The sequence below is a fragment of the Cutibacterium sp. genome, assembly GCF_030525615.1.
Taxonomy (GTDB): Bacteria; Actinomycetota; Actinomycetes; order Propionibacteriales; family Propionibacteriaceae; genus Cutibacterium.
The window spans coordinates 132,189-156,119 of record NZ_JAUNEJ010000005.1 but is presented as its reverse complement, the minus strand read 5'-3'; the positions used below and the strand labels follow the sequence as shown (position 1 = coordinate 156,119).

The following is a 23,931-nucleotide window of genomic DNA, read 5'->3' as shown; positions in this document are numbered from 1 at the left end:
GATCATGTGGGAGAGTAGGACACTGCCGGAATACACACTCCACAAAGAGAGGGGGTGGGACTGTTAACACGGTTATCGTGTTAACAACCCCACCCCCCTCCTTGCACGCACACGCATACGTGCGGGTTCCTCCTACACGCAACCACACAGGCGTGTTTTCCTGTAAGGGATGACACATACCCACTAGGACCCCCCACGACCAACAAGCTTTCCCAGGTCATCGCAAGCGTGGTTAGCCGGACCCTGCGCCGACAAAATGCACTTGGATTCGCGGTCACCTGGCGGTCAGCCGATGTCGTGGATGAAGTTTTGATGCGCGGCCAGGACGTCGGGAGCATGGGAGTGGGTGAATTACTCGCTGAAATCAGGAGGCGTCTCGACGCTGGCCTTTCTGATGCAGGAAACGTCTGGTTTCCTGGTCTTTGCCTGTCGCGTCGGCACTACCCAATAGTGGACGGTGCCACCAAGACCATGAATGGGGATATGGAACACCCTTGTAGCGAGGGTCGGGGCTGCTTAGCCTGGCCGACTACATCATTCGGATAAGCGAGAATTCTGCCTTGACTTACGACCTCAATTGCAATGAGGAGGATTCATTGTCAATCACGATTTCCTTTTTCCTTGTTTTGTTAGCGAATGCGCTAATTTGACGTTAATGACGTGGCGAGCTGCGTCGTTGAGACGTTTATTTCCTGAGGAAGACTCAGCCATCGACGTCAACGCTCGAATCATGGGACCTGCCAGCCCGGGATCAGCGGTAATTGCGAGGTCGCCCCCGGCAGAGACGAATTTGCGTGCCCGGTTTCCACCGTCGACGGAAAACACTGAAACTGAATTGCCCAAGTCATCGGAAACGATAAGTCCCTGATATCCGAAGTCGTCACGAAGCATGTCGGTCATGATTTTGGGCGAGAACAATCCAAGAGTTCCCGGGTCGATCTCCGAGTAATACGCTGAGGCGATCATGACAGCTTCGGATCCGGCATTGAATGCCATGCGGAACGATTGGAGATATGGGTCATGCCAAGTAGTCTTAGTGTCGGTAATTCCGGATGCCTTGAAGTCCGTGTTTTCGGCAATACGTCCAATCCCAGGGAAATGTTTGGTGGTTGAAATGATCCCAGCCTTGCGGTGTCCAGCAATGACGGATGCTGCGTATTGGCCGCACTTGTGTGGATCGGTACCGAAACCACGATGATGTTTGGCAATTGGTTTGTTTTTCGTGCCGAGATCAGGATCAGTGACATCGGCGACGGGCGAGAAGATCATGTGGACGCCAAGATCGGCAAGTTGCTGAGCGCCCCTTTTCGCCACGGATTGGGCTTTGGCGGGGGACATCTGAGCCAAAGCTTCTTGGCTTGGCAATCGGTCAACCCCAGGAATCCGGATGTTTTGAATGTCGCCGCCCTCATGATCGGTTGCGACAATGGGTTTGATTCCATGCGGGCTGACGCTGTTGACGGCGTTGAGCATGGTTGCGAGCTTGGACTTCTTGGTCCAGTGGCCAAGAACGAATATGCCGGCGAGGCAGTTGGCGTCAATGAGATTGGCGATATATTCGGGAGAGTCCGAGGGAACGACCCCGACGAGAATGCACTGGCCAGCGCGTTCTGCTACTGACATATCGGCCACGATGTCGGCGGCTCGCGGATCCATAGGGATCGGGGTTACCTTCTCCGCTGGCTTTGGCGAATAGGTCGGGGTGGGAGCCGGAATGTCTGATGACGGAGCGGTAAGTGACGTCTCAGCGGGGGACGACGTCACGGGCGCGGGCGATGGTGCCTCGGCTGGGGAATTCGCTTTTGGAACACATCCAGCCAATGGCGCGCTCAAACCAGCTGCAATGATTGTTCGACGCCTCATAGTCAGATTATTTCACAACCTTTCCATTGCCAACAGAACCAGGACGGTTATCGCGGAGTAATGAGATATACCGCGATGTTCCGGCTACTGCAGTCGACGTAGGCAGCAATGACATTACAGAAGAACGTGTGGGAATTTTCGGATTGAGGCTCTGCGCGATAATTCGATGGATGGTTTTGGGGCATCGAACCCAGCCAGGCTCACAGCAAAGGAACATGCGGTGCTGCTGTTGGCGACCCACGTGATTTGGCCACACTCAGTTGCGCCGGCAGGCAGCTTGACCTGGCCTGGAGCACTAGCCAAGGGTGCGGCCATCGTCGTCACCGTGGCATGAGCTGTCGCTGTTCGCGCTGGCATAAAACGGGAGTTGGCGTCGCCGTGTGAGCTTGGTTGAACAGCGGCGTCCCGACGAGTTCTCGCGGGTCGTGGTAGGCGACGCTGTGCGTTACGGGGACGACCGCGTCGGCAATGACGGACATCAGGATGTCGCGCTTTTGGATGGAGCGCCTCGACGTACCCTTGTCCCTCATCGGTTCGGGGTTGAGGACCTTGATGGCTCGAGGGGTTCCGTCGCCGAGATGGTGGCCACGCCAGACCGTCCCTATTGAGCCTTGGCCGAGCACCTCGTCGAGGATGTAGGGAATGCCAGTACTGCTTGTCGGCGATTCGGCGGTGGCGTCTTTGTCGGACATGATTCACCCCTAAAGACCTAATTGCAGCCCCCTCGCTGCAGCGGTCGAGGGCCGGTCTGGACTAACAGCCGGTGTCAATTGTTGGGGTGGTTTCCAAGTCATCGCGGTGAGAGCGACGACGCACGATAGCCCATGCGACGCCGAGCACGATAAACCACACCGGGGTGGCGAGGAGAGCGTGACGAGTGTCGGTCGCGCCCGTGAGAATGACGATGATAAAGACGAAAAAGGCCAATACCACCCACGGCATGACATGAGCGCCAGGCATGGGGTAAATCGATTCGGCGTGGGCTTGAGGATTGCGACGTAGATGGACGATGTAGCTAACCAGAATCATGCTCCATACGAAGATGAATAGCACTGAAGAGACCGTCGTCACCAGGGTGAAGGCGCCTATGACCGAGTCTTCTGCGGCAAGAATGAGGGCTGAAGCAATGAGGATGATGGTGCATAACAGGCCCCATCCCGGAACGCCATGGCGGGTGAGCTTGCCGAAGGCTTTCGTCGCCATGCCTTTGTGAGCGAGTCCGTAAAGCATACGAGAGGTTGAGTAGACCCCGGAGTTGGCGCTGGATGCGGCTGAGGTCAACACGACGAAGTTCATGATGCCCGCAGCTGCGGTGAAGCCGATGAGTCCGAACATCTGGACGAATGGGGAAGATTCCTGCTGGATGAGGTTCCACGGGGTGACGCACATCATGGCGAGCAGGGCCACGACATAAAACGCCAGGACTCGCACCGGGACCGCGTTGATGGCTTTGGGCATCGTCTTGTGGGGATCGCGGGTTTCCGCTGAAGTCGTGCCGACCAGCTCGATGCCGACGTAGGCGAAGACGGCGATCTGGAAACCTCCAAAGAACCCACTCCAGCCCTTTGGGGCAAATCCGCCGTGGGTCCACAGGTTCGACACCGAGGCCTGGTGTCCGCTCGACGAGGTGAACCCGATAGCGACGAGCACGACCGCTACGACGATGAGAATGGCGATCGCAACGATCTTAATGAGGGCAAACCAGAACTCCAGTTCGCCGAAGAGCTTGACCGTCAACAGATTGAGGACCAGAAGCAGAAGCAAGGTAGCTGCGGTGAGGACGAAGGACCACATTCGGTCGTGGGTCCAGTAGCCCCAATACGAGGTAATGGCGATAACATCGGCCATACCTGTGACAACCCAACACAACCAATATGTCCAGCCGAGGAAGAATCCTGCCCAAGGTCCCAGCAGATCGGCGGCGAAGTCCTGAAAGGATTTCCATTGCAGGTTGTGCAGCAACAACTCGCCCATGGCCCTCATGACGAAGAAGAGCATCACACCTATCAAGAAATAGGCGACCACGATGCTTGGACCCGAGGTATTGATGGACTTTCCGGATCCCATGAACAAGCCGGTTCCGATGGCGCCACCGATGGCGATGAGCTGAATGTGGCGGTTGCTCAGGCTGCGACGCAGGTGCTGCGTATCGCCAGCCACATCGTGGTTCTCGCGATTCATGGGGAGCATTGTCGCCCCGGAGGAGTTCAGATTCGGGATACCGTCTCACATTGTGCAACTACTGCTGAGGGTAAGGACTCCGGATAATGCTAGAAGACGAGCGTCGTTTTATGAGGAGATGATGACGACATGGCCACGACAGTTGCTCTTACCAGTGCCAACGTTCTGACGTGCGACCGTCATGGAACTGTGCTGGCTGACCAAACTGTACTTGTTGCCGAGGATGGTTCAATCGAGGCCGTCGGATCTAGTCAGGAACTCGCTGATCGAGCCACGGCGGCTCAGCGGCGGATCGACTGCGCAGGCAAATGGGTTATGCCAGGGCTCATCAATGCCCACGCTCACCTGCTGGCCAACGGACGTCCGTTACCCAAAGCGTTGATGAATCCGGCACTCTCGCGGGGGATCGTCGGGTTTTGGAAAACTCCATTCGGGCGCCCGATGCTGCGTGAACGTGCCCGGGCATTTGCGGATGCCGAACTCAACTCAGGTGTGACGACCTTCCGCAGTCTCGGCGAATATGACAACGAGGCTGTCACCTTGGCCCGTGAGAGCGAATCCGGACAGTGGGTGGGGCCCCGCATGATGGCGTCAGGTCCGATGTTGGCCATTACTGGAGGTCATGGCGCGGATCTGGGTCTTTCCCGGGTCGTCGACTCTCCTTGGGAAGGACGCAAGGCGGTGCGCCAGAATCTGCGTCTGGGGGCTACTTCTATCAAGATTGCCGCGACTGGTGGTGTTACCGATGCGAAAGCCTTAGGCGAGGCCGGTCGACCCCAGATGACGACCGAGGAAATGACGGCAATCTGTGAGGAAGCTCATTCGGCTGGTGTGCTTGTCGCTGCGCATGCCCAGAGTCCTGAGGGGGTATTGAGATCCCTCAAGGCTGGTGTTGACACCATCGAGCACGGCTCGGCCATGACCGACGAGATTGTCGAGCTGTTCCATGACAATCCGAAGTCGCTGCGTGGTTGGTCGGCTCTCGATGCGACTCTGTTGGCCGCTGCGCCGCTGGTTGAGGTCGACTCCAAGATGACCGGGGCCAGCGAAATCGTCCAGCAGAACGCTCGGATCGTGCTTGATTCGATGGTCCAGGGGATTCGCGACGCGATCACGAACGATGTGGTGCTCGGGTCCGGTTTGGATTCCTCGATGACCTTTTCTCCCCATTACGCCATGTGGCGCGAGCTTGACCTTCTGGTCTCTCGGACTGGGTTGTCCCCGGCTCGGGCCCTGGAGGCCGTCACCCGTGTCAATGCCAAGATTCTCGGTTTGGAATCTGTGACGGGTGCGGTGGAGCCGGGACTGTCGGCAGATCTGCTGGTGCTGGGAGCCAATCCGCTTGACGATCTCAAGGCACTTGAGGGAGTCGAGACGATTGTTGTCAGGGGCAATGTCATTGACACCCCGACTGTGGAGAGGTTCGGCGATATTGATGAGTTGCTCGACACCCTCCGCAGGTGATGACAGGGCCCCGACGAACAGATAAGTGACGTGGGTGCTCAGATCGTCAGTCTGGGGGATACATTCAAGGCTGTTAGGAAATCGCGGCCTAGCTACCCGCTGACCGAACCCGATTGAAGGAATCGACCTCTCAAAAGGAACTGGGGTGGCTAACGGGACTTGAACCCGCGACCCCCTGGACCACAACCAGGTGCTCTACCGACTGAGCTATAGCCACCATGTGCCTCCATCAGGCAACCCGAGAAGAGTACCGGTTTCCAGAGCGGGAATGCAACTTTTCCCCGCCCTGTCGTTGACGTCAGTCCTTGCCGGCTCCGGTGAGGAAACCCTGGTATTTGGCCGCGATCTCGTCACAGCGGTCCGCGTCTGGACCGGGGGAGGGAACCATGAGAGCCTCGCGCCAGTACATCAGCTCCTCGATGGACTCCTTGATGTCTGCGAGAGCGCGATGGTTCCCCTGCTTCTCCGGGGTATGGCCGAAGGCGCGCGGGTACCACCGTCGCGCCAGCTCTTTGATGGAGGACACGTCAACGTTGCGGTAGTGGACGTAGGATTCGAGTTCCGGCATGTCCTTGGCCAGGAAGGAACGGTCGGTGCCGATGGTGTTTCCGGCCAACGGAGCTTTGCCAGCCTGCGGGACATAGGTGCGGATATAGTCGAGCACTTGTTTCTGGGCCTCGGCCATCGTCATCCCGTTGTCGAGTTCCTTGAGGAGTCCGGACTTGGTGTGCATATCTCGCACGAAGTCATTCATGTGCTCGAGCCACTCGGGTTCAGGCTTGATGATGACGTCCACTCCCTCGCCCTGGACGTTAAGCTGCCCATCGGTGACCAGCGCGGCCACCTCGATGAGTCCGTCCTGGGCCAGGTCGAGCCCGGTCATCTCGCAATCAATCCACACCAACATATCTCTCACGTCACTACAGACTAGTTGGTGGCGACGACATGGTCTCTTTCAGCTGTTGTCACAGAAGCTGTTCATCGTTTGCCGCGCGGTACCCAGCGTCCCATCCAGTAGCTGCCCGCCAGGCCGATGATGGCCATCACGATGCTGGCTAACGATAACGGCCACGCCAAGGTGACCAGGGTGACGACGACAGGTCCTAGGGCCGTTCCGGTGTCCGAGAGCAGTCGCCAGGCTGCCAGGAATTGAGGTCGTCCGATGTCGGGGGATGCGTCGGATCCCAGGGTCATGACGATGCCTGAGCTGGCACCGTTTCCGATACCGATAATGATGGCGACGGTGCCAATGGTTATTGCGGTGTGGGCTAGCGGTAGGACGAGTAAAGCGATGGCCTGAATGAAGATCGACGGTACTGCCACCCACCAACGTCCGAACTTGTCCATGAGAGCCCCGCCCGGCAGGAAGAGCAAGACATCGGCGGCCATCGACCAGGCGTAGATGAGGTCTGTGGTAGCTGGGGTAAGTCCGTTCGCGTTGCACCACAGCGGTACCAAAGAGCGTCGGGCTGACCGAACAAGCATGAGTGCCGTCACTCCCAGACCTGTCGTTAAGAACACCTTCGAGTTGTTGCGGGCGATGGTCCAGGTTGAGATCTTGGCGGGGGCCTCGTCTTCAGCGATATTTGGGGTTTCGACTGGCGGCAAGTCGGGCATGACGGTGGTCACGGCAGCTGCGAGCACACTGGTAATGGCTGCAAATCCATATGCCCACGGCATGGAAGATTCCCGGAGAATCCACAACCCTGCCAACGGACCGACGAACCGGCCCACGCGGAATACGCCGCCCAGAGTGGACAGGGCGCGTGCGCGGTATTGGTATGGAATGGCGACCGTCAGGTAGTTCTGCCGGGCGATGCCGTATACGGCCCCGGCCATCCCGTTGACGAGCACCGCGATGGCGAGCAGACCAAGCTGGTCCACCAACCCCATGGACGCGAGGGCTGCGGCGTCGATGAGCATGGCGATAACTAACGACCACTTCTCGCCGATCTTGGTGACGAGCCATCCGGCAGGGACATCTCCGATGATCTGGCCGATGCCGACGAGCGCGGCGATCGCGGCAGCAAGGGCGGTGGAAGCACCATTGTGAACTGCGGTGAGCGGAATTAGCGGAATTACCGCGCCGTAGCCCAACGACGACATCAACGTCGGTAGGTAAGCACAGATGATGATCGACGACCACTTCACTGGTGGGGTGGAGGATTTCGTGGGCGTCGAATGAAGCACGGGAAAAGGTTAGGGCCTCGGACACCCACCTGGAGTGATGTTCGCCACGTGGTTGAGACGAAATGGGCCATGGTGACCCGACCTCGATAGGATGTCGATGATGGCCCGGTAGCTCAGCGGATAGAGCAGCAGCCTTCTAATCTGTCGCGCGTGGGTTCGATTCCCACCCGGGCCGCCATCGGTGTTCTGCGTGGCGAGGAATTGGCCCAGCCAAAACTGTCCCGGGTGCCCGGTAGTCTTTCAGATATGTCCCACGTTGCCCCCGCTCCCATTGTGCGTCGTCCTTGGTGGCAACGTCTCTTGCGTAACCCGTGGTTGTGGGTGCTGCTCATCGTGGTGCTGGCCTCGGCGGCCGCGATGGTTCACACCTACCTCATGATGCATGCGGACACTGTGGTGGAGAGCGACGGACAAAAGGGCGTGGTTCCGGGTATCACGAACCGGTCATTCAAGCTTGGTCTCCACTATGCGTGGCCGACGGCGGCTGTCTGGTCAGCGATCTTCATCCTTATCGACCGGTTCAGGACGCGGCACCTTCATGTATGGTTCCTGTGCTTTTGCTGGGGAGCGTGCATAGCGACCTGGATGAGTATGCACGTCAATACCTGGATGGCTGGGATGTTGTCGGTGGCAGGCGGGGTTGATCCGACCGCTGGTGCAGGTCCTGCGGTGTATTCGGCTCCTTTCGTGGAAGAATCGTGCAAGGCGATGGTTCTCTTCGGATTGGCCGTCGTTGCAGGCAAACGCATGACGTCGGTTGTTCAGACGGTGAGCATGGCCGGCCTGTCGGCGATTGGCTTCGCCTTCGTCGAGAACATCATGTATTACGCTCGAGCCGACAACTACGCTCGCGTGACTGCAGCTGCCGGTGATCCGAAGCAGGCCGTCTTGGAGATGGTCATGCTGCGAGGTGTCTACACATCCTTTGGGCACCCCCTGTTCACCAGCATGACGGGTATCGGTCTGGCCCTGGGACTACGGTCGCGCAGTCGGCTGGTGCGGATCCTGGCCCCAGTGACCGGGTTCGTCGTTGCCGTGATTGGACACATGCTGTTTAACGGATTCTCCTCGGTGCTGCCGATGGAGACCTTGAAAAAGCTTTGGTACGTTGCCCTTGCGATTGTCATCTCTGTTGTGGTCTTCGTCATCATCCGCATGGTGAGAGAAGGTAAGACAATCCGGAATCGTCTCGACGATTACGTCAAGGCAGGGTGGTTGCCGGAATCCGACGCCGACACTCTTTCAGCCCTGTGGCGTCGTCAGTGGGCAAGTTTGGTGGCCTTCAGCCAGGGTCCGCGTCGCTGGTGGCACACCTTGGAATTCCTGCGTACTGGGACGGATTTGGCTTATCTGCGTGACGCTGTCGTTCGAGGGCTAGACGACGATCCGGGCACGCGTCAAAGTCAGCTCATCAATCGCATGAATTCGCTGCGTCCAATGGCTGTCACCGTGGCCCGAGGTGCCAAACTGTCCAAACCGAGGCTACCCGCATTCCTCAGGCGACGTCGGAGTCAGCGAGTCAGTAATGAGTTGCAGTGGGCGCCGCCGCAGGCCTGACGAGTGAGCAGGAGGGATCACCATGAACACTGAGCAGATGTTGCTGTCGCTGACTGACTTGCGGCACGACCTGCGGCAGGCCGATTTTCCTCTTGATCTGCCCGAGGCCATTGCTCAGGCAGGGCTGGCTCGTCGAATCGTCAACCAGCTCAACGACTATGTCCTTCCTCGCCTCGAAACCATTGACGCCCCGCTACTGGCCGTTGTCGGCGGGTCGACGGGTGCCGGAAAGTCGACCTTGGTCAATTCACTGGTTGGTCGAGTAGTGAGCCGGCCTGGCGTCATTCGTCCGACAACGACCTCTCCGGTTTTAGTTCACCACCCTGACGACACGGTGTGGTTCGACGGCGACCGGGTGCTGCCGACGCTGGTGCGCTCCCGGGTGGTCAGTAACGATGCTTCGAGCCTCCAACTGGTGATTGAGCCTGCGGTCCCGAAGGGTTTGGCCGTGTTGGACGCCCCCGACATTGATTCCGTGGTGGCGCGAAACCGCGACTTGGCTGCTCAATTACTGCAGGCAGCTGATCTGTGGATCTTCGTCACCTCAGCTGCCCGCTATGCAGATGCCGTGCCTTGGGATTTCCTCAACGAGGCCCAAGAACGACACGCTTCGGTCGCGGTGGTCTGTGACCGCGTCCCGCCGGAGGCCATGAGGGAGGTTCCGGCTGACCTTGGCCGGCTCATGACAGAGCGTGGACTGGCTGATTCACCGCTGTTTGCGGTTCCGGAGACCAAGACCAATGCCGATGGGCTGCTGCCTGAACGGGCTGTTGCCCCGCTGCGAATCTTCCTGTCGAGTTTGGCTGAGGACCAGCAGAAGCGGCGTCAAGTTATCGCGTCCACCCTGTCTGGCGCCATCGGCTCAGTGTGCGAGCGGTCGTCATATGTCGCTGCCGGTCTAGAGGCCCAGGTCGCTGCCACGGCTAGATTAGCCGAGGACGCTCAGTCGATTATGTCCGAAGCCTCACAGTCCATCGCTGCGCAGTCTGCTGACGGCACTCTACTGCGTGGTGAGGTGTTGGCACGGTGGCACGAATTCGTGGGAACGGGAGAATTCATGCGGGCCATGGAGGCCAAGGTTTCGTGGTTCCGTGACCGCGTCATCCAGGCGTTCAAAGGGGCACCGCCAGAGGCTGAGAAGGTCAGCGTCGCGGTGGAATCTGGCTTGGAGAGTCTCATCATCGCCGAAACCGAGGCCGGATGTGAGCGAGTCGAGGCTGTCTGGCAGGCAGATCCGGCTGGCCGAGGCGTTTTAGAACGGGTAGACGAGGATCTGAGCCGTCCGTCGCGCAGCTTCGAGGAGTCCGTCTCTCGCATGGTGAGGGAGTGGCAGGGCGATGTCATGGAGTTGGTTGCTGGCGAAGGCATGGATAAGCGGTCCAAGGCTCGGTTCATGGCATTCGGTGTCAACGGTGTTTCCGTCGCTCTCATGCTCGTTGTCTTTGCCCACACCGGAGGGTTGTCAGGCGCGGAAGCAGGCATTGCTGGTGGCTCGGCCATCGTTGCTCAGCGGCTTCTTGAGGCCCTGTTTGGTGACGACGCGGTGAGGCGTCTGGCGAAGGTTGCCAAGCAACAACTCGACGCCAGAGTCGACGGGCTGCTCACCGACGAGGTGGCGCGCTACCAGGGTGTGCTGGAGAAACTGGGGGTCGATGAAGAGCTTCCGGCCCAGATCCGCACGTCCATTGAGGCGGTCCGCCAGGCGCAGGAAGCGCCGGAATCGACCGATGACCAGGTGTCTGTCCGAACTCGCCTGCAGACTCGTGAGATTTCCGGAGTCCTCGAGCCGGGGAATGATATGCTCGTCCTTGACGCTGAACTCATTGGACCATCGGTTGTTGTGCAGCCTGAACCCCGTCAGGGGGAACGATGAAGAGACGACGCGTTGACCTTGCCAAGCGTATCCGATTGCTGAGCAGGGCCTTGGATCTGTCGGCTGGACGTATCCCTGACGAAGTGGTCAATCATGCCCGTGCGGTGCTGGATCGTGCGGATCAACGTTGCCGGATCGGCGGTGACCACACTGTCGTCGCCCTTGCCGGTGCCACCGGTTCGGGGAAATCGTCGACCTTTAATGCCCTGGCGGGCGCGGAATTGGCTGATCCTGGTGTGCGTCGTCCGACGACCTCGAAAGCCACGGCAGCTGTGTGGGGGTCTGAGCCGGCGGAGTCCCTGCTGGACTGGCTTGATGTTCCCCGCCGTCACCACATGGGTAGCGACGATGACCTCGACGGTCTCGTGCTGCTCGACCTTCCTGACCACGACTCGGTGCGAATCGAGCACCGGTTGGAGGTGGATCGCCTGGTCGAGATGGTTGACATGATCGTGTGGGTCGTCGATCCCCAGAAATATGCTGACGCCGCGCTCCACACTCGTTATTTGGTGCCGCTGGCGACCCATTCCGAGGTCATGATGGTCGTTCTCAACCAGATTGATCGCCTCGACAAGAAACAGCGTAAAAACTGTCTGCGGGATATGCGTCGTCTGTTGGATTCCGAAGGTCTGGTCGAGGCTCAGATTATGGCGATTTCGGCGACCACCGGTGAGGGTGTGGAAGATATGCGCGTCGCAGTGGCTCGTGCCGTGCGCGCCAAGAAGGTGCAGGCAGCTCGTCTTCATGCCGACCTCGATAAAGTCTGTCAACACTTGTTGGAGGTCACCGGTGACGAGGCAGGTCAGGTGAGCCAGGACTCGGTTGACCGATTGGTCGAGGCCGTGTGCACTGCGGGTGGGGTAGATCCTGTTGTTGAGGCAACCCGGGAGGCGTACCGAGAGAGAGGCCATTACGCCACTGGTTGGCCGGTGACGTCCTGGCTGTCGAAGATTCGCCAGGATCCGTTACATCGACTGCATTTGGATTTGGGCTCAAGACCTAAAAAAGAGCTGTCTTACGAGCCAACCGATGTGCAGCGAAGCGCCATGACGGCACGCGTGGGTGTCGCGGGGGCCAAGGTAGACACCGCAGTGCGGTCGGTGGCGTCGGAGGCTTCCAAGGGACTGCCTCGGCCGTGGGCCGACGCGGTGCGAGCAGCCTCGCTGTCGAACCGTAAGAACCTTCTTGACGATATCGATCGCGCTGTCGGTTCCACCGATTTGGGGGTACATCGCGGCACCGGCTGGTGGAAGCTGGTGAGGGTGGTGCAGTGGGTTTTCATCCTCATCGTGGTGGCTGGGGCAGCGTGGTGGTTGGTGGATGGTTTGATGGCCTATTTCCAGTACCACATTTCGCCGGTGAGATGGCACAACGTTCCGGTGCCGCCGCTCATTGTGGTGGGCGGTGTCGTCGCGGGGATTGTGCTTTCGCTGCTGTGCCAAATTGGGGTGCGAACGGGTGCCAAGGCTGCAGCGCATTATGCCAAGTCACAATTGCGGGCGAATCTCGCGGACGTGGCGTGGCGATCAGTTGTCGATCCGGTCAACGACGAACTCGATCGCCACGACGAGGTCGTCAAGATCTTGTTTCAGGCTTCCTGACGAGGGTTAAGGGCCATGGACCCGGTATGTGCGGAGCCGTCCACGCAGAGGTGTCTATGCCGACTTGTCCACAAGGCTGTCGGCGGCTGATTCAGAGTTATCCACAGATCTGACATTGGCTGGCGGATTCTCGGGGGTCCCGACGATAACTGTCTGTGAGTGGAAAGGAGCTCACAGATGGACGCGAACGTGTCATTTACCGGAAATCTCGGGACGGACGTCGAGATGAAGATTGGCGAGGGGTGGCGGGGAGCCCGATTCCGGGTTGCCCACACTCCTCGTGTCATGAGACAAGGCGAGTGGGTTGACGGGACGACGACGTGGCTGTCAGTTCACGTTTATGGTCGGCTCGCGGATAATTGCGCCGTATCTTTGCACAAGGGGGACCCGGTTATGGTGACTGGACGGCTGCGCACCCGCAACTGGATTGACGATGAAGGCTCGCATGAACAACTCATCGTCGTGGCAAGTAATGTCGGGCCGGATTTGTCCCGAGTGTCGGCGGTGTGCCGCCGTCCCGAAAAGCGGGCCGAGGCGCCTCTGGGCGACGATCGCGTGCCGCGCGATCAATCACCGACCCACGGCGACGAGCTGGACGATGACGACGAGGTGGTTGATGACGACGTTGAATTGGTCGGGTCGTGAGGTCTGAGATGATACGCCGGGAATGAGTTGGTGACGGGAGTCGTTATAGCGACTGGCATACTGTGCAGCGGTCGGTGAGGTGCCGACCGCCCCGTCCCGCAGATTCTGGAGGAGTGCCGATGGCCGAGTTCATCTACACCATGCATAACGTCCGAAAGGCGGTGGGTGACAAGGTCATTCTTGACGATGTGACGCTGTCGTTCTTCCCGGGTGCCAAGATTGGTGTTGTCGGACCGAACGGCGCTGGCAAGTCGACGATGCTCAAGTTGATGGCCGGACTCGACAAGCCGAACAACGGTGACGCCACTCTCGCCAAGGGGGCCACGGTGGGAATCCTGCTTCAGGAGCCCCCGCTGACCGAGGACAAGACCGTCCGCGAGAACGTCGAGGAGGCTGTTGGCGACATCAAGGCAAAGCTTGCACGGTTTGAGGAAGTTTCGGCCGAAATGGCCAACCCCGACGCCGACTTTGATGCCCTCATGGCTGAGATGGGCGAGCTTCAGACCGAGCTTGACAATTCCAACGCTTGGGACATCGACACCCGTCTTGAGCAGGCTATGGACGCCTTGCAGTGCCCTCCCGGTGACACCCCCGTCGATGTTCTCTCCGGTGGAGAGCGTCGTCGCGTTGCGCTGTGCAAGCTCCTCATTGAGCAGCCTGACCTGCTACTTCTCGACGAGCCGACCAACCATCTGGACGCTGAGTCCGTCAACTGGCTCGAGGGGCACCTGAAGTCCTACCCGGGCGCCGTCCTCGCCGTCACCCACGACCGCTACTTCCTCGACCACGTTGCCGAGTGGATTTGCGAGGTCGATCGCGGCCACCTGCACCCCTATGAGGGTAACTATTCGACCTACCTGGAGACCAAGCGCAAGCGTCTTCAGATTGAAGGCAAGAAGGACGCCAAGCGCGCCAAGATCCTTGAGAAGGAGCTGGAGTGGGTGCGCTCCTCACCGAAAGCCCGACAGGCCAAAAACAAGGCCCGCCTGGCCCGTTACGAGGAGCTAGCTGCTGAAGCCGAGCGTAACCGCAAGATCGACACGGCCGAGATCAACATTCCGCCGGGCCCTCGGCTGGGGAACGTCGTGCTGGAAGCCAATCACCTGTGCAAGGGATTTGGCGACCGTGTCCTCATCAAAGACCTTTCCTTCACCCTGCCGCGCGCCGGCATTGTCGGAGTTATCGGTCCGAATGGTGTTGGTAAGACGACTCTGTTCAAGACGATCGTCGGACTCGAAAAGGCCGATTCTGGCTCGCTCAAGGTCGGAGAGACAGTCAGTTTTTCGTACGTTGACCAGAATCGTACTGGTATCGACCCTGAGAAGAATGTCTGGGAGGTCGTCTCGGACGGTCTGGACTACATCAAGGTTGCGAACTTCGAGGAGCCTTCGCGCGCCTATGTGGCGAGTTTTGGTTTCAAAGGGCCGGACCAGCAGAAGAAGGCCGGTGTGCTCTCCGGCGGAGAGCGGAACCGCCTCAACTTGGCGCTGACCCTCAAACAGGGTGGCAATGTCCTCCTGCTCGATGAGCCGACCAATGACCTCGACGTCGAGACCCTCTCGAGCCTCGAGGATGCTTTGTTGGAATTCCCAGGATGCGCTGTGGTCGTCTCCCACGACCGTTGGTTCCTGGACCGTATCGCCACCCATATCCTGGCCTGGGAGGGTGAGGACGAGGACGGTGTACCGCGCTGGTTCTGGTTCGAGGGTAACTTCGCCGACTACGAGGCCAACAAGATTGAGCGTCTCGGGCCAGAGGCTGCTCGTCCACACGCTTCGAAGCATCGTCGACTTACTCGTGATTGATCGTCCTTGCCTCTTCCTGACGGCGCCGTCCCATTGCTAGAGCGTTGCGATGGTTCGGCGCCGTTTTAGGTTCGCCGTGGTTATCGGTTCGACGGTGCATTCGGCGAGATGTTCGCCGGACTCGGTGACCTGGCATGAGCCTGGCAGAGACAACTGGACCGAAGGTTTTCCGTAGTGTTGCTCGGTCGAAGGTCCTCGACACTGTTGCTGAGTCGGAACTCAAGACTCGAAAACTCTTCTAAGAGCAAGGGCTACATGTGCGCATGGATGTTCTAGGACCCGAAAGCCTTCGATATCACCAGGAATCGGCGAGGCGGTCGCGGGAGCCTCTCGGGGACAACCTCGGGCACTGGGCATACCCTGCCTCTGCAATCGCAGAAGATCCTCGTCGCCTAGCCCAGTGACACCGAGACCTCTGCCGATCTGGGCAAGATAGTGGCCGAATTGGTCGTGACGTTGGTCAACAAGGCCAAGCTCCCTTTCACACCACAACCGGCTGGGGCCCAGCTCTCAGGTAGCTACCGGCAAGGAAGTCAAGGTCGTCGCTATCGCCCCGTGATGTGGCGGGGTATTCCGGTTAACCCGGGCCGATGGTAGCCCGGGTTAACTCTTTCCCCACTGCGTGTTGTCGTGAGGCTCGGGGCTTGAGGCTTGGGGCGATCCCCGTCAGTGTCCTGAGCGTGAAACCAGGTGTGAAGCAAACAACTCGGACAACGTGAAGGCACGGCGTCCTGCCAAGTCCGAGGTTTGGCGGCGACAGGAGAACCCGTCGGCCAAGATGATGGCCTGCGGCCCGGCTTCTTCAATAGCTGGCAGAAGGTCATGCTGGGCGACTTTCACCGAAAAGTCGTAATGGCCGTTTTCCACGCCGAAATTCCCGGCATAACCACAGCAGCCGCGCACAACCTTAATCGTTGCCCCCGCAGCTTCGAGCAGCCGCTGATCTGGACCGAAGCCGAGGATCGATGCGTGGTGGCAGTGGGGTTGTGCAACAACGGTGTGTCCGGCCAGGGAGGGTGGGGTCCAGTTTGCTGCTTCCAGCATTTCAGCGACAGTGTGCATATTTCGGGCGACACGGGTGACCCGTGGATCGTCTGGGAGAAGGTGTAGGGCGTCGTCGCGCCAGACAGTTGTGCAGGACGGTTCTAACCCAACTACAGGGATATTGGCGTCAGCGAGCGGAGCCAAGACCGCCAGTCCGGCCCGCAACCGACGACGGGCACCGTCGAGTTGACCAGTGGTGATCCAGGTCAATCCACAGCAGACGTCGTCAGAAAGGACCCTGGGTCGGTAACCAGCGTCTGCTAATACCGCAATGACCGCAGAGAGGTCCGAACCTTCCAACATGTCGGAGAAGGAGTCCACCCAGATGACGACGTCGCCCTTGTCTTGGCTGCGGCGAGTCGGTGAGGTCGACCCGGGAGAGGAGGTTTCGGTAGCAGCTGAGGTCGGAGTTTCCTGATTCGCCACGATGGCTTGCGCCGAGGTTGCGTGGTCGCTAGCCAATCGTGCCGAGGGCTGGAACCGGGGAAGTGGACGGCGCTGATCGACGCCAGCTGCCCATCGAGCCAGGTGCGTGAAAGCCGGTACTGAGAGCATTTTGTTGGCCAGGGCGGGACCTCCTGGGATCCGATTGAGGAGGCGTTCCCAAAGAGGGAGCAAGCCCATGGTCATGTGGGAGCGCGGGCGAGGCCGGTGGCGGTACTTCTCGTGGAGGACCGTACTGCGGTAGCTCGCCATGTCGATTCCGGTAGGACAGTCGCGGGCACACCCTTTGCACGCCATGCAGAGGTCGAGGGCTCGCTCCACCTCGGGGGAGTCCCAACCGTCGATGAGGGTTCCGTTCACCATTTCTTTGAGGACGCTGGCCCGGCCTCGGGTGGAGTCTACTTCGAGTCCGGAAGCCTGGTACGAGGGGCACATCACGGAGCCGGGAGCAGTGTGGGCGATACATTTACCGACCCCGGTGCAGCGATGAACATCAGCAGCGAACTCCGGATGGGAGATGGTGATTGGGGAAAGAGCGGACTCGTGGGTACGGATAGCCGCCTCGAGCGGCGCAGGGTCGACGACAATCCCCGGGTTGAAGAGGTTGTCCGGGTCGAGGATGGCTTTGACCTTGCTGAAGAGGTTCAGGGCATCGGGGGAGTACATCGTGTCCAACAAGGCCGAGCGTGCCCGACCGTCACCATGTTCGCCGGAGACTGACCCGCCGTGTCGCGCTACCAATGCTGCTGCTTCAGTGACGAAGGAACGGTAGCGCTGGGGTCCATCGGGGCGGTCGAGGGGGAAGTCGATGCGGCAATGCAGACATCCCTCGCCAAAGTGACCGTAGGGCAGGCCATGGAGGTCGTGGTCGTTCAGCAGGGACTCGAAGTCGCGGAGGTAAGAGCCGAGATCGGCAGCAGGAACGGCGGAATCCTCCCATCCGGCCCAGGCCGGTTTGTCGAGGCTAACACCCGCCAAGCCTGCTCCGTCAGCTCGTATCTTCCATAGAGCTGCGGCCTGTTGGGGATCGGAGACCACCCAGCCATCGAGGCATCCACTGGCAGCGACCATGTCCTTGGCTCGTGCCGCCACCTCGGTCTCATCATCACCGCGTAGCTCCACGAACATCCACCCGTCGCCACGCGGCAGGTCGGGTACCGCTCGTCCTGCCCGGGAGACCACGTCGACGATCCGACGCCCGAATCCCTCACAAGCAACGGGGGAGAAGGGCAGCAGAGCCGTGACAGCGTCGGCTGCTTCGGACATTGACGGGTACCCCAGTGCCACCGTCAGTCCACAAGGTGCTTCGCGTACGAGCTGGACTGTTGCTCGCGTGACAACACCTAAGGTCGCTTCGGTGCCGGCGATGAATGCGGGGAGATTGCGACCGCGCTCGGGCAGCAGCCACTCCATGGAATATCCGGAAACTTGGCGGGAGAAGGTCGCGAATTCGGTCCGGATGGTCGCAAGGTTCGCGTCTGCCAGATCAGCCAAGCGTTGTGCGAAAGGAACCGTGAGGTCACCTGGTCGCAGGGTTGTGATGTGTCCATTGGCGGTAAGTAAGTCGAGGTCGACGATGTTGTCCCCAGTACGTCCGTACCCCAAAGCCCGAGGCCCGCAAGCGTTGTTTCCGATCATTCCCCCGATGGTGCAGCGGGTCGATGTGGAGGGGTCAGGACCAAATCGCAGTTGGTGGGGAGCTCCGGCATGTTGAAGCCAGTCCTGGACCACCCCAGGTTCGACGACCGCAGTAGCCGATTCAGGATCGAGGGAGACGATGTGGTTGAGATGAGCTGACGTGTCGATGATGAGGCCGGTTCCAACCGCATTGCCAGCGCAGGTGGTGCCGGCACCACGGGTTGTCACGGGCAGCCCGACGTGGCTGGCCGCCGTCACCAAGGCGCAGAGCTCGTCAGTGCTGCGTGGATGGGCAACCGCAGTAGGGACAACCCGATAGATCGAGGCATCGGAGGAGTAAAGGGCACGCGCCAGCCGGGAATCGTCCAGGATTTCCACGGCAGCGGAGTCCAGACCCCTTAGGGTTGATCGAAAGTCTTGGAGAATGTCCGTGGTGGCCGTCATGGGCTCAGTCTGACACGGAAAGTACAGCCTTCATGGCCCGTCCCAAGGCCGCGAAATCCTCCGGATCGACCGGGTCGACGAAAATGCGGCGGAGCGCGCGGACGTAATCGGGGGCAGCCTGACGTAGCAGGTCCATCCCCTCAGAGTTCAGTCGCGCCACCACACCGCGACGATCTCGAACGTCAGGTTCACGCACCACAAGGCCTCGGCTTTCGAGCCTCTCGATAGCGTGGGTGAGCCGCGATCTGGACTGATGGACTTCGGTGGCAAGCATGGACATCCGGACCGCGTAGCCGGGGGCCTCCGAAAGAGTGACAAGGATCTCGTACTCGCACAGCTCGAGGTCATGGCGACGCAGATCTTTAGACAGATACCCGGTGATACGAGCTGAGCCACGGAGCCAAGCTCGCCAGATGTGTTGCTGTTCGGCGCTCAACCAGGGGTCAGCTGTCGACCTTTTTTCTGGTTCGACATCCTCAAAAAACCTCGTTGACGGCGCATTCGAGGGCGCATCGTCCTGAATACTCGGTCTGGAACCGCCCTGTGACATGGGCAATATCGTACCTGCGGGGTGGGGAAGGTTCCTCGTCTATTCCTGTGGGCACCTACCTATGGGTGCCGTCGGTAATTGTGGGGACCGGCCAATGCGGCATGGCATAGCGTGGCAGAAGTCATTACATGACCAAGGAGAGGGCGAGTTGATGAGGCGTACGAGTGACGAGGAGTCCCTTGCTCTGCAGCGGAAGCTTATTGCATCCTCGGCGAAGAACTTCGCGGCGATGCTTGACCGGCAAGCGGATGCTCATCCGAATCGCGTAGCCTTCCTCACCCCTTCCGGCCCCGACGATGAGCCTAATACCTGGCTTCCGATGACCTTTGCTGAATTCCGCCGCCAGGCCCACGAAGTGGCAGCTGGACTCATCGAGTTGGGGGTTCCTCGTGAGGGACGCGTCGCTCTGCTCTCGGGAACGCGTACAGAGTGGATCATTGCCGACATGGCCATCTCGTGCGCTGGTGCGGCCACCACGACGATCTACCCGAATTCCGGGCCGGAAGAGGCCAGTTTCATTCTGGTGGACTCCGAGTCGTCAGTTCTTTTCGTGGATTCCACGGCTCAGGTCGCCAAGATTCAGGGCAGGCCCGAGGTCGACAAGGTGGTTCGACACATCATCAGCTTTGCCGACGATTCCAAGGAGACCGGCGTTCGTGACCGTCGGCTCATCACCATGGCACAGATCATTGCGAATGGGCGTCGACGTCTGGCTGAGGAACCGGACCTAGTGCGTCGCATGATCGATTCGGTCGAACCCGATGACCTGTGTACTCTCATCTACACCTCGGGCACGACAGGCAAGCCTAAGGGAGTGGAGCTGACTCACCAGGTATGGACCTACATGGGGCAGGCGTGGAAGCAGCCCCTCAGTATGCTCCATGGCGGAGATATCCATATGCTGTGGTTGCCGTTGTCGCACGCATTTGGGAAATGCCTCATCGCCATGTGTATGGAGATTGGGCTTACCCAGGCCATCGAGCCTCGGATTCCGCGGTTGGCGCGCAGCCTTGCCGAGGTCAAACCACGCATGATGTGTGGAGTGCCGCGCATTTTCGAAAAAATCCGTAACGGAGTCATGACGGCATACCCGCAAGGACGCCTGGCCAGTCGTGTCTCGCGGTGGGCCTTTGCAACTGGACGCGACGTCCAGCGATACCGTAACGCAGGCGAACAGGTACCGACCGTACTTGCAGCCAAGCGGAAGATCGCTGACGCACTGGTCTTCTCCACCCTGCGTCGCAAGCTCGGTGGCGTCGAGTTCATGGTCTGCGGCGGTGCCAAGTTGTCGGAGCAGGTCCAACAGTGGTTCTCCTCTGCCGGGATTCCTATCGTCGAGGGATACGGTGCAACTGAGATTGGGGCAGTCGCGTTCTTTAGCGGACCTGACGCCATTCGATCCGGCACCGTGGGGCCGGTCATCCCTGGATGCCTCGCGCGGATCGCCGATGATGGTGAGATTCTCGTCTCCGGGCCGATTGTTGCTCGCGGCTACCACCATTTGCCCGATATGACAGCCGAAGCGTTCACCGATGGCTGGTTCCACACCGGCGACATTGGTGAATTCGATGAGATGAACTACTTGCGCATTACCGACCGTAAGCGTGATCTGTTCAAGACTTCGGGTGGCAAGTACGTCGCTCCTCAGAAGGTGGAAGCCACGTTAATGGCTAACTGTCCGTACCTGTCCAACGCGGTCGTTCTCGGCGAGGGACACAAGTACGCGGTAGCCCTGCTCACTCTGGAGAAGGATTCCCTCATGACGTGGGGACGCCGCCATGGCCGCCCTGACGCCAGTTACGCAGAGCTGACCGCAGACCCTAATGTGCGACGCAGCATTCAGCGGTATGTCGATCGTGCGAATTCGCGCCTCGAGCGCTGGGAGACTGTGAAGAGGTTCGCGATCCTCGACCATGAGCTGACTGAAGATAGCCGTTCGGTGACGACGAGTCTCAAGGTTCGGCGCGGTGTCGTGGCTAAAAAGTACGCCGCCGTCGTCAACGAGATGTATGCCGACGAGAATGGCCAACCGAGTGCGGCCAACGGACGCGACGGGTCGTGACGGGAGGCGTTGCCGTCGAGATTCCTCTGCGCTGGTCCGACATGGATGCGCAGGGACACGTCAATAACGTTCGTATCAGCGAGCTGATTCAGGAATCTCGACACCAAGCGATTCGCGCCACCAGTGCCCAGGGAATGCTCGACACGGGGATTATCGTCGTCGCCCAGGACGTCGAGTTTTTAGCCCCGTTCGTTGTGGATGGAAGCCCACTTCGAGTCGAAGTTGGCTGCTCCAAGATTGGCGCGGCACAGATTGTGCTGAATTACCATGCCTGGCGCCATGGCCTCGAGGTCGTTCGAGCACGTGGGGTTATTTGCCCCTATGACTTTGACGCTGTGCGGCCGCGTCGACTCACTGATAGTGAGAAGGACACCTTTGAGTCCATGAGGGTTGAGGAGACCCCGTGGAGGCCGGTCCAAATAGCCGACGTTTCCAGGGGCGGTGACATCGTTGAGGTACCAATCCGATGGTCTGACGTCGATCGGCAGGGTCACGTCAACAACGTCAGCATTGCTGGTTACCTACAGGAGGCCAGGATCCTCGCGACGACGTCGTGGTCATCGGGCATGAAACGTGCCGGAGACCATCTGTGGGTGGTCGTGCGTCAGGATATTCGTTATCGACGCCAGATTCTGCCCTCTCAGCGCTCGTGCGAGGTACACACCGCACTCATTCGGCTGGGGAACTCGTCAATGACACTCGCCGGGTCGATCGTTACCGACGAGGGTTCTGCCGTCGACGCGGCTACCGTGCTCGTGTGCGTCAATCCGGAAACTGGTGCGTCGGTTCCGATCGATGACCAGACAAGGGAGGCTTTGGTACCCCACCTCATCACAGACTGATCGGTGTTCAGGATCGTAACCAGGCAGCTTGGTCCCGCCCGATCAATGCGAGTTCGCCGTGGTTTTCCAGTGAGGCTGAGGCCACGATGACGCTGTCGGCCATTACCAGCACGGCGTCATCACCGAAATTCACGACGCAACGGAAGTTAGGCTCTCGGGAGAAATCAAGGACATCATCTGGGGAGTCATTCCACCTCATCGTCCCAGCGCCTAGGGCAGGGTTATCGCGACGTTCAGCTAGGAGAGTGCGGTAAAGAGTCAGGAAGGACGACGGATCGTTTTTCTCGGCCTCGACCGTCCAGTCAGCCCAGGTGTTGGGTATTGGGAGCCAAGTGTTATCGGTCGACGACCACCCATAAGGAGCCTCGGACCCGCTCCAGGGCAATGGGACCCGGCAGCCGTCCCGCCCGCGGTCGGTGTGTTCAGAGCGCTCCCAGGTGGGATCCTGCAGGACATCGTCGGGAAGATCTTCCACTTCTGGCAGGCCGAGTTCCTCACCCTGATACACGTAGGCACCGCCGGGAAGGGCGAGCTCGAGCATGACGGCAGCACGGGCGCGACGACGTCCTAGAACAATGTCGGTTGGCGTCCCATGGAACTGAGCGTGGGGAGGAGCGGGATCCGAAAAGTCCAGACCTGAAATCTGCTTGCCGTAGCGCGAGACTGGTCGGAAGTTGTCGTGGTTCCCCAGCACCCAGGTGGCACTTGCGCCCACCGATTCGTGGGCTGCCAAGGATTCGGTAATGGTGGTGCGAAGTGAACCGGCCGACCACGCCGAAAGGAGGAACTCGAAGTTGAACGAGGCGTGCAGCCGGTCAGGCTCGAGGTAGCGCACCAGACGATCGTGGGGCAGGTAGGCTTCGGCGACGAACATACGTGGACCCTCTGGGGTGTCTTGGTATTCGTCAGCGATGGCACGCCAGCGGCGCTGGATGGGTGCTAGTCCGGGCTGATCCCACATTGGGCTGTTCCCTACGAGTTCGCCAATCTCCTCGTTCTCGGGAAGGTCAGGAAGGCCGGATTCCTTGACCATCGAGTTGGCAACGTCAATGCGGAAGCCATCGACTCCGCGGTCGAACCAGAACTTCAGAATGCGGTCAAATTCTTTGACGACTTCGGGGTTCTTCCAATTCCAGTCGGGCTGGGAGACGTCGAAGAAGTGTAAATACCACTGTCCAGGGGTGCCGTCAGATTCAGTGATGCGTTGCCACGCGCTGCCTCCGAACACCGACGGCCAGTTGTTTGGAGGCAGCTCGCCGTTCACACCGTGGCCATCTCGAAAGATGTAGCGGTCGCGTTCAGGGGAACCGGGGACAGCAGCGAGAGCTTCCTTGAACCACGGATGTTCCTCGGATGAATGGTTGGGAACGAGATCAATGATGATTCGCAGCCCTAATTCGTGAGCGCGTGTCACGAGCGCGTCGGCGTCGTCGAGAGTGCCGAAGTCAGGATTGATGTCGCAGTAGTCGCTGACGTCGTAGCCGCCATCGGCCAGTGGGGAAGGGTACCACGGCGAGATCCAGAGAGCGTCGACGCCCAGAAATACAAGGTGGTCAAGGTGTTCGATAATGCCACGGATATCGCCGATACCATCGCCGTTCGAATCGGCGAAACTACGGGGGTACACCTGATAGACAACGGCGGACCTCCACCAGTCGTTGGCGGCGGGAATGGTGGCCATGGGACTCCTCAAATAGTTGCGGTGCGGTCAGAGGGGCACGGTAGTTC

At 59.7% G+C, this 23,931-nt stretch carries 15 protein-coding genes, 2 tRNA genes and 1 pseudogene; 9 read left to right on the top strand and 9 right to left on the bottom strand.

What is annotated here, in order from left to right; translation table 11 throughout:
* Nucleotides 1-603 precede the first annotated feature (603 nt).
* The 3 genes and pseudogenes from Q4B98_RS08715 to Q4B98_RS08705 form a co-directional block, all read right to left on the bottom strand.
* Complete coding sequence (locus Q4B98_RS08715; protein ID WP_303196796.1) at nucleotides 604-1,656, bottom strand: glycoside hydrolase family 3 N-terminal domain-containing protein; 1,053 nt, start codon at nucleotides 1,654-1,656, stop codon at nucleotides 604-606.
* Nucleotides 1,657-1,910: 254 nt separating this feature from the next.
* Nucleotides 1,911-2,555, bottom strand: a pseudogene (locus Q4B98_RS10620) (hypothetical protein).
* Nucleotides 2,556-2,616: 61 nt separating this feature from the next.
* A complete protein-coding gene (locus tag Q4B98_RS08705; RefSeq protein ID WP_303196772.1) occupies nucleotides 2,617-4,053 on the bottom strand; it encodes an amino acid permease in 1,437 nt (478 codons plus the stop codon).
* A 120-nt stretch (nucleotides 4,054-4,173) separates the two neighbouring features.
* On the opposite strand from Q4B98_RS08705, the gene Q4B98_RS08700 reads away from it, so the two are divergent.
* On the top strand, nucleotides 4,174-5,508 hold the full coding sequence (locus tag Q4B98_RS08700; RefSeq protein WP_303196771.1) for an amidohydrolase family protein: 1,335 nt from the start codon (nucleotides 4,174-4,176) through the stop codon (nucleotides 5,506-5,508).
* A 141-nt stretch (nucleotides 5,509-5,649) separates the two neighbouring features.
* Here the strand turns inward: Q4B98_RS08700 and Q4B98_RS08695 are convergent.
* From Q4B98_RS08695 to Q4B98_RS08685, 3 genes are all read right to left on the bottom strand, one after another.
* A tRNA-His gene (locus Q4B98_RS08695) sits at nucleotides 5,650-5,725 on the bottom strand.
* Between the two features lie 81 nt (nucleotides 5,726-5,806).
* Nucleotides 5,807-6,415: an oligoribonuclease gene (gene orn, locus Q4B98_RS08690; protein ID WP_303196794.1), complete on the bottom strand. Its 609-nt coding sequence runs from the start codon at nucleotides 6,413-6,415 to the stop codon at nucleotides 5,807-5,809.
* Nucleotides 6,416-6,486: 71 nt separating this feature from the next.
* A complete protein-coding gene (locus Q4B98_RS08685) occupies nucleotides 6,487-7,659 on the bottom strand; it encodes an MFS transporter (RefSeq protein WP_303196793.1) in 1,173 nt (390 codons plus the stop codon).
* Between the two features lie 141 nt (nucleotides 7,660-7,800).
* On the opposite strand from Q4B98_RS08685, the gene Q4B98_RS08680 reads away from it, so the two are divergent.
* The 6 genes from Q4B98_RS08680 (at nucleotide 7,801) to ettA (ending at nucleotide 15,179) form a co-directional block, all read left to right on the top strand.
* Nucleotides 7,801-7,876 (top strand) — tRNA-Arg (locus tag Q4B98_RS08680).
* 68 nt (nucleotides 7,877-7,944) lie between these two features.
* On the top strand, nucleotides 7,945-9,255 hold the full coding sequence (locus Q4B98_RS08675) for a PrsW family intramembrane metalloprotease (protein WP_303196791.1): 1,311 nt from the start codon (nucleotides 7,945-7,947) through the stop codon (nucleotides 9,253-9,255).
* A 22-nt stretch (nucleotides 9,256-9,277) separates the two neighbouring features.
* Nucleotides 9,278-11,128 carry an ABC transporter gene (locus Q4B98_RS08670; protein ID WP_303196768.1) on the top strand — a complete coding sequence of 617 codons (1,851 nt, stop codon included), beginning with the start codon at nucleotides 9,278-9,280 and terminating at the stop codon, nucleotides 11,126-11,128.
* Nucleotides 11,125-12,729, top strand: coding sequence for a GTPase (locus tag Q4B98_RS08665; protein WP_303196766.1), 1,605 nt, complete (start codon nucleotides 11,125-11,127; stop codon nucleotides 12,727-12,729). Before Q4B98_RS08670 ends, Q4B98_RS08665 begins: the two co-directional genes overlap by 4 nt.
* 177 nt (nucleotides 12,730-12,906) lie before the next feature.
* Nucleotides 12,907-13,374: a single-stranded DNA-binding protein gene (locus Q4B98_RS08660; protein ID WP_303196765.1), complete on the top strand. Its 468-nt coding sequence runs from the start codon at nucleotides 12,907-12,909 to the stop codon at nucleotides 13,372-13,374.
* 119 nt (nucleotides 13,375-13,493) lie between these two features.
* Nucleotides 13,494-15,179 carry an energy-dependent translational throttle protein EttA gene (gene ettA / locus Q4B98_RS08655; RefSeq protein WP_303196764.1) on the top strand — a complete coding sequence of 562 codons (1,686 nt, stop codon included), beginning with the start codon at nucleotides 13,494-13,496 and terminating at the stop codon, nucleotides 15,177-15,179.
* A gap of 666 nt (nucleotides 15,180-15,845) precedes the next feature.
* Here ettA and Q4B98_RS08650 read toward each other — a convergent pair.
* Together Q4B98_RS08650 and Q4B98_RS08645 are read right to left on the bottom strand one after the other, a co-directional pair.
* A complete protein-coding gene (locus tag Q4B98_RS08650; RefSeq protein ID WP_303196763.1) occupies nucleotides 15,846-18,749 on the bottom strand; it encodes an FAD-binding and (Fe-S)-binding domain-containing protein in 2,904 nt (967 codons plus the stop codon).
* Between the two features lie 4 nt (nucleotides 18,750-18,753).
* A complete protein-coding gene (locus Q4B98_RS08645) occupies nucleotides 18,754-19,308 on the bottom strand; it encodes a MarR family winged helix-turn-helix transcriptional regulator (RefSeq protein WP_303196789.1) in 555 nt (184 codons plus the stop codon).
* A gap of 142 nt (nucleotides 19,309-19,450) precedes the next feature.
* On the opposite strand from Q4B98_RS08645, the gene Q4B98_RS08640 reads away from it, so the two are divergent.
* The gene (locus Q4B98_RS08640; protein ID WP_303196762.1) at nucleotides 19,451-21,361 is read left to right on the top strand and encodes a long-chain fatty acid--CoA ligase; all 1,911 of its coding nucleotides are present in this window, start codon (nucleotides 19,451-19,453) and stop codon (nucleotides 21,359-21,361) included.
* The gene (locus tag Q4B98_RS08635; RefSeq protein WP_303196761.1) at nucleotides 21,358-22,203 is read left to right on the top strand and encodes a thioesterase family protein; all 846 of its coding nucleotides are present in this window, start codon (nucleotides 21,358-21,360) and stop codon (nucleotides 22,201-22,203) included. The genes Q4B98_RS08640 and Q4B98_RS08635 overlap by 4 nt, the downstream gene beginning before the upstream one ends.
* A gap of 7 nt (nucleotides 22,204-22,210) precedes the next feature.
* Here Q4B98_RS08635 and Q4B98_RS08630 read toward each other — a convergent pair whose 3' ends face one another.
* Nucleotides 22,211-23,884, bottom strand: a complete 1,674-nt coding sequence (locus Q4B98_RS08630; protein ID WP_303196760.1) for a glycoside hydrolase family 13 protein — start codon at nucleotides 23,882-23,884, stop codon at nucleotides 22,211-22,213.
* Nucleotides 23,885-23,931: the final 47 nt, after the last annotated feature.

Bases quoted from the DNA above. Each gene is read 5' to 3' on its own strand.
- Q4B98_RS08715 (WP_303196796.1), bottom strand. From the start codon at position 1,656: ATGGATCCGCGAGCCGCCGACATCGTGGCCGATATGTCAGTAGCAGAA.
- Q4B98_RS08705 (WP_303196772.1), bottom strand. From the start codon at position 4,053: ATGCTCCCCATGAATCGCGAGAACCACGATGTGGCTGGCGATACGCAG.
- Q4B98_RS08700 (WP_303196771.1), top strand. From the start codon at position 4,174: ATGGCCACGACAGTTGCTCTTACCAGTGCCAACGTTCTGACGTGCGAC.
- orn (WP_303196794.1), bottom strand. From the start codon at position 6,415: ATGTTGGTGTGGATTGATTGCGAGATGACCGGGCTCGACCTGGCCCAG.
- Q4B98_RS08675 (WP_303196791.1), top strand. From the start codon at position 7,945: ATGTCCCACGTTGCCCCCGCTCCCATTGTGCGTCGTCCTTGGTGGCAA.
- Q4B98_RS08670 (WP_303196768.1), top strand. From the start codon at position 9,278: ATGAACACTGAGCAGATGTTGCTGTCGCTGACTGACTTGCGGCACGAC.
- Q4B98_RS08665 (WP_303196766.1), top strand. From the start codon at position 11,125: ATGAAGAGACGACGCGTTGACCTTGCCAAGCGTATCCGATTGCTGAGC.
- Q4B98_RS08660 (WP_303196765.1), top strand. From the start codon at position 12,907: ATGGACGCGAACGTGTCATTTACCGGAAATCTCGGGACGGACGTCGAG.
- ettA (WP_303196764.1), top strand. From the start codon at position 13,494: ATGGCCGAGTTCATCTACACCATGCATAACGTCCGAAAGGCGGTGGGT.
- Q4B98_RS08650 (WP_303196763.1), bottom strand. From the start codon at position 18,749: ATGACGGCCACCACGGACATTCTCCAAGACTTTCGATCAACCCTAAGG.
- Q4B98_RS08640 (WP_303196762.1), top strand. From the start codon at position 19,451: ATGAGGCGTACGAGTGACGAGGAGTCCCTTGCTCTGCAGCGGAAGCTT.
- Q4B98_RS08630 (WP_303196760.1), bottom strand. From the start codon at position 23,884: ATGGCCACCATTCCCGCCGCCAACGACTGGTGGAGGTCCGCCGTTGTC.